The organism is Candidatus Micrarchaeia archaeon, from assembly GCA_041650355.1.
GTDB lineage: Archaea > Micrarchaeota > Micrarchaeia > Anstonellales > Bilamarchaeaceae > JAHJBR01.
In genome coordinates, this window is the sequence record JBAZLI010000016.1 from 1 (window position 1) to 14,520 (window position 14,520).

15 protein-coding genes are annotated in these 14,520 nt (G+C 52.5%); 11 read left to right on the forward strand and 4 right to left on the reverse strand.

Annotation, left to right across the window (positions count from 1 at the left end; genetic code table 11):
* Together WC488_01925 and WC488_01930 are read left to right on the forward strand one after the other, a co-directional pair.
* Positions 1-400, forward strand: a 400-nt coding sequence (locus tag WC488_01925) for a site-2 protease family protein (GenBank protein ID MFA5077161.1), incomplete at its 5' end; no start/stop codon positions are given.
* Between the two features lie 8 nt (positions 401-408).
* Positions 409-960, forward strand: a complete 552-nt coding sequence (locus tag WC488_01930; GenBank protein MFA5077162.1) for a KEOPS complex kinase/ATPase Bud32 — start codon at positions 409-411, stop codon at positions 958-960.
* Between the two features lie 3 nt (positions 961-963).
* Here the strand turns inward: WC488_01930 and glyA are convergent, their stop codons facing one another.
* Together glyA and WC488_01940 are read right to left on the reverse strand one after the other, a co-directional pair.
* Positions 964-2,190 (reverse strand): serine hydroxymethyltransferase, encoded by a 1,227-nt coding sequence (gene glyA / locus WC488_01935; protein MFA5077163.1) that lies wholly within the window; start codon positions 2,188-2,190, stop codon positions 964-966.
* Positions 2,191-2,262: 72 nt separating this feature from the next.
* Positions 2,263-3,567: a hypothetical protein gene (locus tag WC488_01940; protein MFA5077164.1), complete on the reverse strand. Its 1,305-nt coding sequence runs from the start codon at positions 3,565-3,567 to the stop codon at positions 2,263-2,265.
* A 121-nt stretch (positions 3,568-3,688) separates the two neighbouring features.
* On the opposite strand from WC488_01940, the gene WC488_01945 reads away from it, so the two are divergent.
* From WC488_01945 to WC488_01970, 6 genes are all read left to right on the forward strand, one after another.
* A complete protein-coding gene (locus tag WC488_01945) occupies positions 3,689-4,603 on the forward strand; it encodes a thioredoxin domain-containing protein (GenBank protein ID MFA5077165.1) in 915 nt (304 codons plus the stop codon).
* Between the two features lie 39 nt (positions 4,604-4,642).
* Entirely contained in the window at positions 4,643-5,845 is a 1,203-nt protein-coding gene (locus tag WC488_01950) for an aminotransferase class V-fold PLP-dependent enzyme (protein MFA5077166.1), read from the forward strand.
* 199 nt (positions 5,846-6,044) lie between these two features.
* Entirely contained in the window at positions 6,045-6,731 is a 687-nt protein-coding gene (locus WC488_01955; GenBank protein MFA5077167.1) for a hypothetical protein, read from the forward strand.
* Positions 6,732-6,779: 48 nt separating this feature from the next.
* Positions 6,780-9,170 carry a valine--tRNA ligase gene (locus WC488_01960; GenBank protein ID MFA5077168.1) on the forward strand — a complete coding sequence of 797 codons (2,391 nt, stop codon included), beginning with the start codon at positions 6,780-6,782 and terminating at the stop codon, positions 9,168-9,170.
* A 2-nt stretch (positions 9,171-9,172) separates the two neighbouring features.
* Positions 9,173-9,562, forward strand: a complete 390-nt coding sequence (locus WC488_01965) for an archease (GenBank protein ID MFA5077169.1) — start codon at positions 9,173-9,175, stop codon at positions 9,560-9,562.
* Between the two features lie 10 nt (positions 9,563-9,572).
* Positions 9,573-10,862, forward strand: a complete 1,290-nt coding sequence (locus WC488_01970) for an NCS2 family permease (protein ID MFA5077170.1) — start codon at positions 9,573-9,575, stop codon at positions 10,860-10,862.
* A 3-nt stretch (positions 10,863-10,865) separates the two neighbouring features.
* Here WC488_01970 and WC488_01975 read toward each other — a convergent pair whose 3' ends face one another.
* Together WC488_01975 and WC488_01980 are read right to left on the reverse strand one after the other, a co-directional pair.
* The gene (locus WC488_01975) at positions 10,866-11,180 is read right to left on the reverse strand and encodes a hypothetical protein (protein ID MFA5077171.1); all 315 of its coding nucleotides are present in this window, start codon (positions 11,178-11,180) and stop codon (positions 10,866-10,868) included.
* A 9-nt stretch (positions 11,181-11,189) separates the two neighbouring features.
* Complete coding sequence (locus WC488_01980) at positions 11,190-11,474, reverse strand: hypothetical protein (GenBank protein ID MFA5077172.1); 285 nt, start codon at positions 11,472-11,474, stop codon at positions 11,190-11,192.
* Positions 11,475-11,676: 202 nt separating this feature from the next.
* Between WC488_01980 and glmM the strand changes: the two genes are divergently transcribed.
* The 3 genes from glmM to WC488_01995 all read left to right on the forward strand — a co-directional run.
* Positions 11,677-12,999: a phosphoglucosamine mutase gene (glmM, locus tag WC488_01985; protein MFA5077173.1), complete on the forward strand. Its 1,323-nt coding sequence runs from the start codon at positions 11,677-11,679 to the stop codon at positions 12,997-12,999.
* Between the two features lie 237 nt (positions 13,000-13,236).
* The gene (locus WC488_01990) at positions 13,237-13,812 is read left to right on the forward strand and encodes a LemA family protein (protein ID MFA5077174.1); all 576 of its coding nucleotides are present in this window, start codon (positions 13,237-13,239) and stop codon (positions 13,810-13,812) included.
* A gap of 62 nt (positions 13,813-13,874) precedes the next feature.
* On the forward strand, positions 13,875-14,520 hold a 646-nt coding region (locus WC488_01995), incomplete at its 3' end, for a M48 family metalloprotease (protein ID MFA5077175.1).

Below are 14,520 nucleotides of genomic sequence, written 5' to 3' on the forward strand. Positions count from 1 at the left end.
CGTTGCGATGAAATTCGGCGGATACGCGGAGTTCAAGATGTGGGCGCAGGGCCTCATCCTGGCCCTTGTTCTCGCGACCTTCCTTGGAGTGGTTTTCGCTGCTCCCGGAGCGGTTTACATCTACGCTCCCAGGATTACGCGGAAGCAGAACGGGCTCATCTCGCTCGCAGGCCCATTAGTCAACCTGATACTTTCAGTAATTTTCCTCGCCCTCGCGCTCCTGATTCCTCTCTCGTTCGGGAGCATGAACATATGGTATTTCGCCTCCAAGATAAACGTGTGGCTCGGAATGTTCAACATGGTTCCCGTATACCCGCTGGACGGGAGCAAGATACTCGACTGGAACATTTTCGTCTGGGGCGCGTTCGCAGCAATGTTCGCCCTCTTATTCATCATTTAGGTGCCTATATGCGTGGAGCAGAAGCGATAGTGAAAAACGGCCGGATGCTTGCCCGTGAAATAGTGGTGAAAGAACGCATCCCCAAGCCCTACCGCATCCGCGAACTGGATCAGAAGCTGAGAAAGGAGCGCACACGCCAGGAAGCCAAACTGCTCCACAAAGCCAAGCTTGCGGGAGTGGAATGCCCGGTCGTTCTTTTCGTGGACGAATTCGCGATAGGAATGACAAAATTGAAGGGAAGAAGGCCAAAGATGAATGCAAGGGGGTGCATCCAATCCGGCTCAATTCTTGCAAAATTGCACAACTTCGGCATAATCCACGGGGATTTCACGCCCGCGAACCTGCTGGAATCCAAGGGAAAAATTTGCGTGATAGATTTCGGCCTGGGATTTTCCTCCTCGGATATAGAAGACAAGGCGATAGACGTGCTCACCATGCTCAAATCCATAAATGCTGAAAAAGGGAAGCATTTCCTTTCGGGCTACAAAAAAACTTCTAAAGAATACGAAAAAATCGTGGAAAGAGTTGAAGAAATAAAGAAAAGGGCAAGATACGCCTGAAAATCAGTAGATGATGAAATTCCTGCACAGCTCCTCGATTTCCATCTTTATTTTCTTCTTCGCTTCCTCGTCATTCCTGCCTTTTATCGCCCGGTCCATATATGAAGCGATTTCCTTCATCTCGCTCTCCTTCATCCCGCGCGAGGTGAGCGCCGGAGTCCCAATCCTCAGTCCAGACGGGTCGAACGGTTTCCTGGGGTCGTATGGAATCATGTTCTTGTTGGTGGTTATCCCGACAGAATCCAGGAGCACCTGCGCCTCCTTCCCGACTATGTCCTTGTTCCTCAGGTCAATCAGGATAAGGTGGTTGTCCGTTCCCCCTGAAACAAGCCTGAACCCGTGGCCCATGAGCGCCTCAGCCAACGCCTTAGCGTTCTTCACAATCTGCTGCGCATATTCTTTGAATGCGGGCTGGGAAGCCTCTTTGAGCGAAACCGCAATCGCCGCAGTGGTGTGGTTGTGCGGCCCTCCCTGCAATCCAGGAAAAACAGCCTTGTCTATCGCCTGCGCATGCTGGATTTTGCACATTATCATCGCCCCGCGCGGTCCCCTGAGGGTTTTATGCGTGGTAGTGCTCACCACATCAAAATACGGGACAGGATTCTCGTGCACCCCTGTGGCGCACAATCCGGCAATATGCGCTATGTCCGCAAACGCGTACGCGCCCACCTCATCGCAGATTTCTCGCACGCGCTTGAAATCATAGACGCGCGGATACGCAGTGGCGCCCACGATTATCATTTTCGGCTTCTCTATCTTTGCGCTCTTGAGCATCAAATCGTAATCAATCAGCTCCGTTTCCCTATCCACCCCGTAAGAGACTATCTTGTAAAATTTCCCGGAAAAATTCACCGGCGAGCCGTGCGTGAGGTGCCCTCCCTGCGCAAGGTCCATGCCCATCACTTTCTCCCCGACAGGCACCATGGCCATGTACACAGCCTGGTTCGCAGGGGAGCCCGAGTACGGTTGTACGTTCGCGTGCTCGGCATTGAACAGCTTCTTCGCCCTTTCTATAGCAATCGTCTCAATAATATCTATGAATTCGTTCCCGCCGTAATACCTTTTCCCCGGATAGCCCTCCGAGTATTTGTTGGTGAGCCACGAGCCCAGCGCTTCCATGACTTCCTTGGAGACGTAATTTTCAGAAGGAATCATCTCCAGCCCGTACATCTGCCTGCGCAATTCCTTCTGCATCGCGTCGTAAATCTCCGAGTCGGCATTTTTCAGCATAAGTCCACCCACTGAAAAGCAGTTAGAAAACAATCTCAAATAAGAAATATAAACGTTCGCGCTTCCCCTAAATCAACAGTCCTGGTTCTCTTCGCCACGCTCCTTGACTATCCCCAGCAGTTCCTCGGCTTCCATTAACACCAGCATAGCCAGCGCACGAATTTCCTCGCGCGTCTTCCCCTCTGGCTTCCCAATTTCTCTGAGATTCCTAAAAAAAGCCAGGAGGAAATCCGTTGCATTCTTAGCAAAAAACCCGGGCACCGTAATCTCAACTTTCATCTCTTTTCCATTTGCCTTCTCTCCCGCATTCGTTTTACTTTCTTCCGCATCCCATCTTTCCAGCATCTCAATAAAATCCTTGAGCACTGTTGGGTCAATTTCCTTTTCATCCTCCCGTATATGCGTGTGTCCTATTATATGGCCAATTTCCTCGCTAGCCCCGCACGCATACACAACATCCATAAGGGTGGAAACCTCTCCATTAATTTTAAGCGTGCGCTGCAGTCTTTCAATTAGAAGCCCCAGGGACGTAACCAGGTCGTTTTTAGTTATATCCGGGACGGTGATTATCGTTCTCCCTTTCTTAGGTTCCTCATCCTTGCATTCCACAAGCGGCATTACCAAGTCAGAAAGCTTCTCTTCCATCACCACCACGCGTCCATTGCCAATTTCCATTACCGTTTCCACAGTTTTTCCCCCTACGTTAAGCCGCATGGTCACATATTTAAATAAAAAGTCATCCAAGCCGCCACAGGTAGCCAGTGCGATTGCCGGTTCATCTTTCCTTCTTGCGTAAAGAGCCTGTCTCATAAACCTGGGGTCATTTTTATTCCCGGGCACGGACGGAATCCACAACTCAGGTTCTGCCGGCAGGCACCATCCATTGTGCTCAGGAAATGGTATAAGCACAAATCTTAACGGTATTATTTTGGCTTCGTTCGTTCCGGTTTTTTCCACCTGGTAATCATCAGGGTTCATCACGAATGCGCAGTTCCTCACTCTCCTCAAATCCGTGCCGTTAGGATGTTTTATGGCCCCTATATCAAAAGTGAACTTGTGAGTTTCCTTAGATTTAGCCACGCAGGTTCCAATACGCGCGGCAGTTTCGACCTGCACTATCTTCTCACCAAAAGGTTCTCCTGGGGCTCCATACACCACGAGTGTGCCGCTTCTCAAGTACAGCTGACGTTCCATCATCTTGTTGAATTCGCCCGCCCTATGCCGCCTCAAAAGCTCAGTAATGTCAGGCAGTTTGCACCTCTTAAAACCTGCCGTCTGCCACGTGTCTACGAAGGTTAAGGGGCCCCCTGGAAGCACAGCTGTCTTGTTGCCGCGCACTCCGGCAATATCTAGTGAATTGTAAACTATTTTGCCCATTTTTACCCCTTCATCTATGGTAAAATATGGTTGAAAATGTTTAAAAACCACCCGTTTTCCGATTAATCCCGGCAAAACCCAAAAAGCTTAAAATATCGCGAGCGAACAATCAAGAGATTATATGGCAATAGTATGCATAATCGCCCTGCTGGCATTCTCCATAATGGGAATCTTCTCGGCAAAATACCGCAAGTACGCGGCAGAAGCGTTCCACTGCTTCATAAACACGGTCCAGCTGCGCAAGTGCGATTCCGGTCTGGACGAAAAGATAAAGGCTGAACTAGTTTCCAAAATCCTGCCCATCTCGGCCCCTGCAGCAAAGGCGGTGAACAGGCATTTCGAGCTCCTCTCCTCGCTATTCATCATCCTCATGCTCGCAAGCAGCGTGTATTCCACGATTAGTTTATACAACTTCTTCGTCTACGGGAATTGCAACGGCCAGGAGGGCGGCTTCTGCGTCCTCAAGGACCTCACGGGCGGAGCCATAGTGGGCAAGCCCGGCGAGCTGGACCCTCCGAAGAACATAGAGGGCCAGACGTTCGGGAACGCCAACTACAAGCTCGTGGTTTACGAGTTCGGGTGCTATTCCTGCCCCTACACAGCGCAGGCAGAGCCGGTGGTGCAGAAGCTCTACTCGGAATACGGGAACCGCGTGGAATTCATATTCAAGCCCTTCCCGCTCCCCGACCACCCGTACAGCAGCGAAGCCAGCCTCGCCTCGTGGTGCGCCTACGAGCAGGGAACCCAGCAATACATGCTCTTCAGGAAAAACCTGTTTGCGTTCCAGAGCGAATGGAGAAGCAAGGGGAACCAGAGCATAATCAGCGTCGCGGATTCGAGCGGCCTCAACATGAGCGCATTCTCATCCTGCTTCTCGAGCGCCAAGTACCAGAACAGGACCGACCAATTCGTGCAGGAAGGGAAGGAGATAGGGATATACGGAACCCCCACCTTCTTCATAGGCCCGAAAAGGTTCGTGGGTGCGGTCACTTACGAGGATTTGAGAAGCGCGATAGAGGAGGAATTAAAGAAATAGGAACAGGAATAAAGAACTGAAGCCAGCCAAGTGGTTTTTATGCTGAACGAAAAGATACGCGAGGATTTTCCCATACTCCAAAGGTACAAGGACCTCATATACCTGGACAACGCGTGCACCACGCTCAAGCCCAAACCAGTAATCAGGTCCATGATGGCCTATTACGAGGAATACGGCGGCTGCGCAGGCAGGAGCGCGCACATGCTTTCCAGGCTCGTAGCCGAAAAGCTGGACGAAGGCCGTGCAAGGATAGCCGCGTTCGTGGGCGCCAGGCCCGACAACGTGGTTTACACGAAGAACTGCACCGAAGCCATAAACCTCGTTGCAAAAACATTTGATTTCTCCAAAAGGAAGAAAGTGGTAGGGACCATCCTGGAGCACCACGCCTCCATGCTCCCCTTCGAGGTGAAGATGCTCAACAGGGAAATAGAGATGGTGCACGCGAAGCCGCTTCCGGACGGCACTTTCGACGCTTCGCAATACAACGAGCTGATAGACAGAAACACTGCCTTAGTTGCAGTCCACCACACGAACAACACTCTAGGCACGAAGAACCCTGTATCTGAAATCGCGAAAATAGCGCACGACAACGGCGCCCAGATTCTTGTGGACGCGGCCCAGGGCGTTCCCCACTCGGAAATAAATTTCCAGAAGATGGACGCTGACTACATGGCTTTTTCCGGGCACAAGATGCTCGGCCCAACAGGAATCGGCGCTCTAGTCGCCAAGAGCGAACTTCTTGAGCGCATGCCCCCGTTCCTAGTGGGCGGAGACACGATAGAGGAAGTGAAGCTCAATTCCATAATCTGGGCAAAGCCCCCGCGCAAGTTCGAGGCAGGAATCCAGCACTACGACGGCATGATAGGGCTGGGCGAGGCCGCGGAATACCTGAAGCGCCTCGGAATCCACAACGTGGAGAAGCACGAGCGCGAACTTGGAAAAATAGCCCTGGACGGCCTTTCAGAGGTGAAAAACCTGAAGGTTTACGGCCCGAAAGACGCTGAAAAGCGCACCGGAATATTCACGTTCAACGTGCGCAACGTCACTCCGCACCAAACAGCTCTGATGCTTGATAAAATGAAAAAAATTGCAGTGCGCGCAGGAGTTTTCTGCGCCCAGCCCGGAATGGACTTCCTGGGGGCCTGCGACGGCGCGGTGCGCGCCTCGTTCTACGTGTACAACACCAAGTCCGAAGCCGAGATTTTCGTTCAGGAAGTGAAAAAGATAGTTGAATTGGGTTAAGTTGTCTATCTTTATGTTTTAGCGTGTGTTTATAAATTTTCATGCATTACCATTACATACGGTGCACATGCACACTTTTTCTTCAAGGTCCGACGGGCCAAAAACGCTAAATGGCAGTTATAAGGAGATGAATCACCGCCCGAAGAATATTTTCGGGAAATTCTTTTTGCAGTCTGTGCCAGCCCTCTTTTTCAAAAGTGTGCCTGCCGACCAGAAACAAAAAGCGAACGTCCGGCTGGTGGGCACATTTGTTCCCGGAACCCAACGCGTGCTTCTCAACCTCTCGCCGTTTACCCTAGTAGATGGAGACCAACACGCCACGCTCAACCTCTCCCCTATCAACAGCATTGGAGGCGGCCAGCGCGGTGCGAAGCTGAGTCTCCTCAATGTGGTTTCCAAGGACCAGTCCGGCCTGAATTTCGGGGCGCTCGGGAACGCCGTGCAGGGAAATCAATCCGGATTAAACCTCGGTTTTCTGTTCAACGAATGCTTTGACACGCAGGAAGGATGCACAGTTTCCGGCCTATGGAACTCGGCAGCCAGCCAGTTCGGGCTAGCGATAGGCGCTTTCAATCTGGTGGATAAAACAGTGAAAGGCGCGGTCTTCTCGCTTTATGCGCGGGCGGGCGAATTGCTGCACGGTTTCGCAGCCGGCATGTGCATCAACATCTCAAGATTCAGGGGCGTCATCCTTTCCCCGGTGACGCTGATAAAGGACGCGGAGCATTCCGCAGGGCTCATTCTCGGATTGGTGATAATCCGGCTGGACAAAGAAGGGCGCGACCGCCTAAGATTCCTGTTCCTGCGTTGCGACCCCGATGCGAAAGAAAAATCCCCAGAACATTCCCAGCAGTCCCTTCGCGACCGATCTCCACGCCCAGCATGAACGCAAAAAGGAACGTTTTAATCTTAACCTTCGTAGCTAGTATGTTATATGAATTCAGTCCTTCAAAAGGTGGTTTACACGCTTGCAAAGAACTATTCAACGGAAATGGAGCAGAAATGGCAGAAGAGATGGGAAGAGGAAAAAACCTACGCGTTCAGCGCTGAAGGCGGCAAACCCATATACTCCATAGACAGCCCGCCCCCGTTCACTTCCGGCGAGCTTCACATGGGCCACGTGCTTTCCTACTCGTTCTTCGATTTCGTAGCGAGATACAAGCGCATGCGCGGCTTCAGCGTGTTCTACCCGCAGGGATGGGACACCCAGGGCTTCCCTACCGAAACGAAAGTGGAAAAGAAGTACGGAAAGCTCCCTCCGACTGAATTCAGGCAGAAGTGCGTGGAATGGACATACGAATTCATAGCAAGGATGAAGTCCCAGATGGTCTCCATGGGATTCTCCCCTGACTGGAAATACGAGTACAGGACGATGGAGCCAGAATACCACAAAAAGGTGCAGCTTTCCCTGATAAAGATGTACGTGCAAGGCGAAGTGTACATGGCCGAGTACCCGGTGCACTGGTGCCCGAGCTGCGTGAGCGCAATCGCGAAAGCCGAAACCGAGGAGTTGGAACGCGAGACGCAGTTCAATTACGTAAATTTCACAGGGCCTGCAGGGGAAGCGCTCCAGATAGCTACCACGCGCCCAGAGCTAATCCCGGCCTGCGTAGCGCTCCTTTTCAACCCAGAGGACGCGCGCTACACTCATCTCGCAGGGAAAAAGGCGAAAACCCCGCTCGGAGATGAAGTGCCCATGTTCGCGGACAAGGACGTGGAAAGGGATTTCGGCACCGGGCTGATGATGGTGTGCACGTTCGGGGACAAGATGGACGTGGTGTGGGCGCACAGGTACAAGCTTCCATTCAAGAACCTCATAAACAAGTACGGGAAATTCGAGAACGCCGCCGAGCTCAACGGACTGAAAGTGGAAGCCGCACGCGCCAAAATATTGGAGAAACTCAAAACCCAAGGCTCCCTGGTGAAGCAGGAGAAGAAGCCCCAGGTGGTGAAGGTGCACGACAGGTGCAAAACCCCCGTCGAGTTCATCTCCAGCCTGCAGTGGTTCGCCGCGATAAAGAAGGCCGCCCCGCGCATAAAGGATTTCGCATCCAAAATCGAATGGGTCCCTTCCTTCGGCATAACTTATCTCACGGACTGGGTGGACAACGTGGACTGGGACTGGGTGATTTCCAGGCAGAGGATTTTCGGCACCCCGCTTCCGTTTTACTATTGCCCTGATTGCAGGAAAACCGAAGCCGCGCAGGAAACCGAGCTTCCGTTCTACCCTGAAAAGGCGCAGAAAAGGAAATGCTCCTGCGGCGCGGAAATGGCCCCAGAAACCAGCACAGCTGATTGCTGGGTGGACTCGAGCATAACCCCGCTCATAATAGCCGGCTGGCCCGACGAGAAGAAAATGGAAGGGTTATACCCTGCCTCGCTGAGGCCCCAAGGGGTGGAAATAGTGCGCACCTGGGCTTTCTACACGATATACAGGAGCGGAACCCTCACAGGAATCCCGCCCTTCAAGACCATCCTGCTCAACGGGAACGTGCTCGCTCCTGACGGGAAGAAGATGAGCAAGAGCCTCGGGAACGTAATCAGCCCCCAAACTCTCCTTACTGAGTTCAACGCAGATTCGATAAGGCAGTGGGCCGCGCTTTCAGGAGCGATGGCCAAGGACAGGCCCTTTTCATACGAGGACATACGCTACGCGAAAAGCTTCCTCAACAAGCTCTGGAATTCAGCGAAGCTGGTTGAAATCGGGCTCGAGGGCTACGAAGGAGGTGAAGGCCAGCCCCGCCTCGTGGACAGGTGGGTAACTTCGCGCATGAACGAGACGATAAAGGACTTCACCGCGCACATGGAATCCTATGAATTCCACTACGCGATGAACAAGCTCCACGATTTCTACTGGCACGACTTCTGCGACAACTATTTAGAATACGTGAAGCACAGGATTTACGATTCGCAGACGCACGGCGAAGAAGGGAAAAAGGCGGCCCAGCACGCCATGCGCTACGTGCTCATGAACACGCTGAAGCTAATCGCGCCCATCTCCCCGCACATAAGCGAGGAAATCTGGTCCGAGCTTTTCGACAAGAAGAGCATCCACCTTTCCGGATGGCCCTCCGCAGGCCCTGTGGATTCAGAAGCAGTTGAAAAGGCGGCTGCCGCGAACGAGATGGTGAAGCTGCTCAGGCAGCACAAGGCCTCGAACAAGAAATCCATGAACTCCCCGCTTTCCCTGGTTAGAATACGGAGCCCGGACATGGCCGGCTTCGAGGACGACATAAAAGGCGTGATGAAAATCGCGAAGCTCGAGATTGAAAGGATTGAGAAAGCAGGGAAGCCCGAGCTGGTCTCGGCAGAATTCGGGGATTGAGCATGGCATTCAAAATCCTCGAGCACACCGCCGATGTCGGGATAATAGCCGAAGGCCCGACTTTCGAAAAGGCGCTCGAGGAAACCGCGCAGGGCATGTTCTCCCTGATGGGCAAGTCCAGGCCGAAGGAGAGCATCGAAATCTCGACGGAAAGGGAGCGCAAAGACGATTTAGTGGTGTTCCTTCTTTCGGAAATACTTGCACGGTGCGAATCCGAGAACTTCCTCCCGTGCAGGATGAAGGTCCTTGAATACCGCGGCGGCAAAATGCGCGTCCAGGTCCTGGGGGAATACAAAACGCTTAAAAACATAATAAAAGCAGTCACCTTTCATATGCTCGAAGTGAAGAATGAAAAAAGCTCCTGGAGAATCCAGGTGCTCTTCGACATCTGAGTGAACGTTCATGGGTTTCGGTTTCGGGAATGCGGACATCAAGAGCGAATTCATAGCCGCGCTCACCGTTTTCCTGGCTTCCTCTTACATACTTTTCGTGAACCCCAGCATAATGGGCGACGCAGGCATGGACCTGGAAGGGGCGTTCTTCGCGACAGCGCTCGCAGCCGCAATCGGGACGCTCCTGGTCGGTTTCATCGCCAACAAGCCCTACGTGATTGCCCCTGGAATGACGCTGAACATCTTCTTCACCTACACGCTGGTAAGGACCTACGGGATAAGCTGGCAGATAGGCGCGGCCGCAGTTATCTTTTCAGGAGTTATTCTGCTCGCGCTTTCGCTCACAAGCGTGCGCCTGTGGTTTTCCCAGGCCATCCCGTCAGGGATAAAGAAAGGCATTCTGGGCGGAGTCGGGCTCCTCCTCGTGTTCGTAGGCCTCATGCGCGCCCAGCTCGTGGTCCCTTCCCAGTTCACCATAGTGGGCCTTGGCAACATACTCGCCCCGGAGGCGCTCCTCGCGGTATTCGGGCTGATAATAACATGCGTGCTCTTTTTGCGCAACGTGCGCGGCGCATTCCTCCTGGGGATACTCGCGACCACCCTGCTGGCAGTCATAGTGCGCTACCTGACTGGAACCCAGCCTGCACTCGAATTTCTCGGGCTTCCGCACAACCTCGGCGCGGTCGCATTCAAGTTCGACATAGCCGGCCTGACGAGCCTGAGCATGCTCGGCCCGGTCCTCGCGCTCTTCATGGTCGCGTTTTTCGACACCATAGGAACCTCAACCGCGCTCCTCACCCGCTCGGCGAAAGGCGGGAAGAAAATCAAGCCGGTGGACATGGAGAAAATAATGGTGAGCGATTCTCTGGCAACCATAGTTGGCGGAGTGCTCGGCACCTCGCCCCAGGCGGTTTACGTGGAGAGCGCTGCAGCGCAGGATGCCGGAGGTAAAACCGGCTTGGTTTCGATATTCGTCGCACTCTTCTTCCTGCTCTCCCTATTCCTGTTCCCGCTCGTGAAGCTCGTGCCCATGGAGGCGTCGGCCCCGGTGCTGATAATAGTGGGCCTGCTCATGTTCGGCGGAATGAAGAACATAAACATGAAGGATTACAGCGAGAGTTTGCCGGCTTTGCTCTGCCTCGCCGCCATTCCTATGACCTTTTCAATCACTTACGGGATAGGAATCGCGTCCATAGCCTACGTCGCGCTCAAAATATTCACGTTCAAAATGAAGGAGGTGCATCCCGGGATGTACATAACCGCACTGCTCTTCCTGATGGAATTCCTGGGCCTTTTCTGAAAATTACGCCTCTTTTCTAGGTGAGAGCAGCTTCTTTATCTGTTCGGCGCTCATGTTGTGCGATTTCACGAATTCCATTTTTCCGTTCTGCTCTGCAATATACTCGAGCAACTTGCCCGTCTTCTTGTCAACGACGGTGAGTTCTGTGAAATCCTGGCCCACCCTCAGCGTAACTATCAGAGGCACTTTGTTCAGTTCAACTTCCATGCTGTAAACCAGGTTCTCCTCGCTTTTTTTGCCGCTTGTAACGTGCTGCACAGCCCTTACGAATTTCGCGTTTTCGAACATCGTTCCCTTAAGGTCAAATTCCTTAGCCATAAAATTCCCTCATAAAGTTCCCAGTTCGCGCGCTTTCTTCACAACTGCGGCGGCTATCACTTCATTTTCATTCAATTTGAAATGGCTCAGCGCGCTTGACATAAGCGGGCTGGTCATGCTCAGGACAGCGATGAACATCTGCGCGTCCCTGTTGTATCCTTTTTCAGCGCTTTTGGTGAGGTGCGGCGTGATGTTCAAATCTGATTGCGGCTTTTGGGCTGGTTTCTGCGCTTTAAGGGCGTCTTCAGCTATAGGTACTATTTCAAGCCTTTCTTTTTGCGCTTGCGGACTCATATCCTCACCCACATATTATCTGCACTTGAAACAATATATACGTTTGCTTTTCATTCGAAGCTACTCAATTTACTTCAGCCCAATTAATAATCCTACTGTCATCGTAGCCTTTCATTCGCCCTAAGACAAATGTAACTATAGTTACATTGCCGTAAAAGCCTTTTTAATCACCCCGTGTTACTACTTTTGAGGGCGTGATTGCATGAGCAAATATTTCGGCACAAACGGCGTAAGGGGCGTATTCACAGAACTCACCCCTGAGCTCGCGCTCAGGCTTTCCCAGGCGTTCGGGCTCTGGCGCGGGAAAGGAAAGATTCTCGTGGCCCGCGACATGCGCCTCACCGGCGAGTGCCTGCTTTCCGCAGTGAAAAGCGGCCTTGCAAGCGTTGGCTGCGAGGTGCTCGACTTGGGGCTATGCTCGGCTCCTGGAGCGGAATTCATGCTGAAAAAGGAAAAAGGAAACGGGCTCATAATAGTGACCGCGTCCCACAACCCGCCTGACTGGAACGCGCTCAAGTTCGTGGACAAAAACGGCATAACTGTTTCCCGCGAGCGCGGCTCAGAAATAGAGAAGCTGATGGATAAGCCGGCCCTTGCGAAATGGGATGAAGTCAAGCCGATGCGCTCCATCCCCTACTCAACAGAAGAGCACGCGAAAGCGATTGAAAATTCAGTGGATTTGAGGAAAATAAGAAAAGCGAACCTGAAGCTGGTTTTGGATTTCGGGAACGGCACGAGCGCCCTTTACGCCGACATGTTCAAAAGGCTCGCGAAAATAACTGCGATCAATTCCCACATCGACGGGAAATTCCCCGGGCGTCCCTCGGAGCCTTCTGAGGAAAACGTGCAAAACCTCATGAATTTAGTGAAGCAGGGCGGATACGACGGCGGCTTCGCCTGGGACGGCGACGCCGACCGGTTCATCGCAATCGATGAAAAAGGGAATTTCATCGTCGGGGACAAGATTTTCGCTCTGAGCGTCCTGCTCAAACTTAGGAAAGAAGGCGGAAAATCCATCGCAACCACAGTTGCAACGAGCAGGGCCGCCGAGGACGTCGCTAGAAAATACGGTGCGAAAACCATTTACACGCGGGTGGGCGCCCCGTACCTATCCGAAGCCATGACAGAAAATGACGTCGCGATTGCAGGCGAGGAAGTCGGGGGGGTAATATGGCGCGAAATCTCCCTTGCAAAAGACGGCCCTGCGACCGCAGTAAAACTAATGGAGCTCATGGCCGAGAAACCTCTTTCATCCTGGACTGCAGAACTGCCCCAGTACTTCAACGCGAAGACGAAAATCCAATTCTCAAAAGAAAAGAAGCTTGAAGCAATTGAAAGACTGTCCAAATCCACCAAAGGGAAAGTGAACAAACTGGACGGAGTCAGGATGGATTTCGAGGACTCCTGGGTGATAGTGCGCGCCTCAGGAACCGAGGATTACATAAGGATATTTGCAGAGGCTAAAACAAGAGAAAAAGCTGAAAAGCTGGTAAAAGAATATGGAAAAATAGTGAAAGAAATGTGAGCTCAGAGCTCCCCTACCCTCCTCTTTATCCTTCTCTTGAGCCTCTTCCTCTTCTTCTTGACCCACTTCCATCTCATCTTGCCCTTCTTCTTCCACTTCCTCGGCTTGTCTCCCAGAAAATCACCTAATGAGAATTTTTAGCTGCGTATAAAGTTGTCAACAAACTTTTTTAAATTAGACTTTTAAGTTTATGCCCCCTAAACTTAAACTAATAAACAAACGTTTCAGGTGATTTGAATGGCTAGTCTTGTTGCAGGTGGTCTTGTAGTGGTGATTCTTGCCTTCGCGGGCGTCCTGCTCGTTTTGGCCCTCATAGTGATACTCCTCTATAACCGCCTTATTCAATTGAAGGTCCGCATAGACAACGCCTGGGCGCAGATAGACGTGCAGCTCAAGAGGCGCTACGACCTCATTCCCAACCTCGTGGAAACAGTGAAGGGATACGCAAAGCACGAAAAGGGCACCTTAGAGGAAGTGACCAAGCTCAGGGCCCAAATAATCACGGGCACCCCCGCGGAGCGTTCCAAAGCCAACGACATGCTGAGCGGCGCGCTCAAGTCCCTGTTCGCCGTTGCTGAAAACTACCCGCAGCTCAAGGCCAACGAGAACTTCAAGGCATTGCAGGACGAGCTGGCTGGCACCGAGAACAAGATTTCCTACGTGCGCATGGCCTACAACGACACTGTGATGGAGTACAACACTGCGATAAAGGTGTTCCCGAACAACCTCATCTCGGGCATGCTTGGATTCAAGGACGTGCAGTTCTTCCAGGCAGAGACGGGCGCGCGGGAGGCAGTGAAGGTCCAGTTCTGATTTTTTCTTTCGGCTTTTTTTATTTTAGCAACGCCAGCTGTGCAACTCGGGCGGTGTAACGCATGGACAAAGTGAACATATTTGACGCCATTGACGCGAACAAGCGCAACTCAGTCTTACTTATGCTTGTAATGGGAGGGCTGCTTCTCATGGCCGTGAGCGCTGTGGGCATCCTGTTCGGGCTTGGCGATTCCGGATTCATACTCGCGTTACTCCTTACCGCGATATACATCTTCTTCGCCTACGGCGCTGGCGCGAGCACCGTACTGAGCATAAGCGGGGCGCGGGAGCTTTCCGAGAAAGATGAACCTTTCCTGCAGAATGTGGTTGAAGGGCTTGCGCTCGCGGCAGGAATCCCGAAACCGCGCATCTGGATTATTGAAGACAAGGGAATGAACGCCTTCGCTACGGGCATGGACCCAAAGAACAGTCATATCGTATTTACGCGCGGATTGCTCAACACCATGAGCAGGGAGGAGCTTGAAGGGGTTGCGGCGCACGAGATTTCCCACATAGGGAATTATGATATACGATTTGCCACGCTTGCGGTGGTTATGCTGGGCGCCATAGCGATACTCGGAGACATTACGTGGAGGCTCGGGTTCTTCGGCGGCTTCGGAAGGGGAAGGGAGGAACGGGGGCATGGAGGGGGCGGCGCAATAGTGATGGTGATTGCCCTGGTTTTTGCAATCCTCGCGCCCATCTTTG

Excerpts from the sequence above, each read along its gene's own strand:
- WC488_01930 (MFA5077162.1), top strand. The coding sequence starts at position 409 with ATGCGTGGAGCAGAAGCGATAGTGAAAAACGGCCGGATGCTTGCCCGT.
- glyA (MFA5077163.1), bottom strand. The coding sequence starts at position 2,190 with ATGCTGAAAAATGCCGACTCGGAGATTTACGACGCGATGCAGAAGGAA.
- WC488_01940 (MFA5077164.1), bottom strand. The coding sequence starts at position 3,567 with ATGGGCAAAATAGTTTACAATTCACTAGATATTGCCGGAGTGCGCGGC.
- WC488_01945 (MFA5077165.1), top strand. The coding sequence starts at position 3,689 with ATGGCAATAGTATGCATAATCGCCCTGCTGGCATTCTCCATAATGGGA.
- WC488_01950 (MFA5077166.1), top strand. The coding sequence starts at position 4,643 with ATGCTGAACGAAAAGATACGCGAGGATTTTCCCATACTCCAAAGGTAC.
- WC488_01960 (MFA5077168.1), top strand. The coding sequence starts at position 6,780 with ATGAATTCAGTCCTTCAAAAGGTGGTTTACACGCTTGCAAAGAACTAT.
- WC488_01965 (MFA5077169.1), top strand. The coding sequence starts at position 9,173 with ATGGCATTCAAAATCCTCGAGCACACCGCCGATGTCGGGATAATAGCC.
- WC488_01970 (MFA5077170.1), top strand. The coding sequence starts at position 9,573 with ATGGGTTTCGGTTTCGGGAATGCGGACATCAAGAGCGAATTCATAGCC.
- WC488_01975 (MFA5077171.1), bottom strand. The coding sequence starts at position 11,180 with ATGGCTAAGGAATTTGACCTTAAGGGAACGATGTTCGAAAACGCGAAA.
- WC488_01980 (MFA5077172.1), bottom strand. The coding sequence starts at position 11,474 with ATGAGTCCGCAAGCGCAAAAAGAAAGGCTTGAAATAGTACCTATAGCT.
- glmM (MFA5077173.1), top strand. The coding sequence starts at position 11,677 with ATGAGCAAATATTTCGGCACAAACGGCGTAAGGGGCGTATTCACAGAA.
- WC488_01990 (MFA5077174.1), top strand. The coding sequence starts at position 13,237 with ATGGCTAGTCTTGTTGCAGGTGGTCTTGTAGTGGTGATTCTTGCCTTC.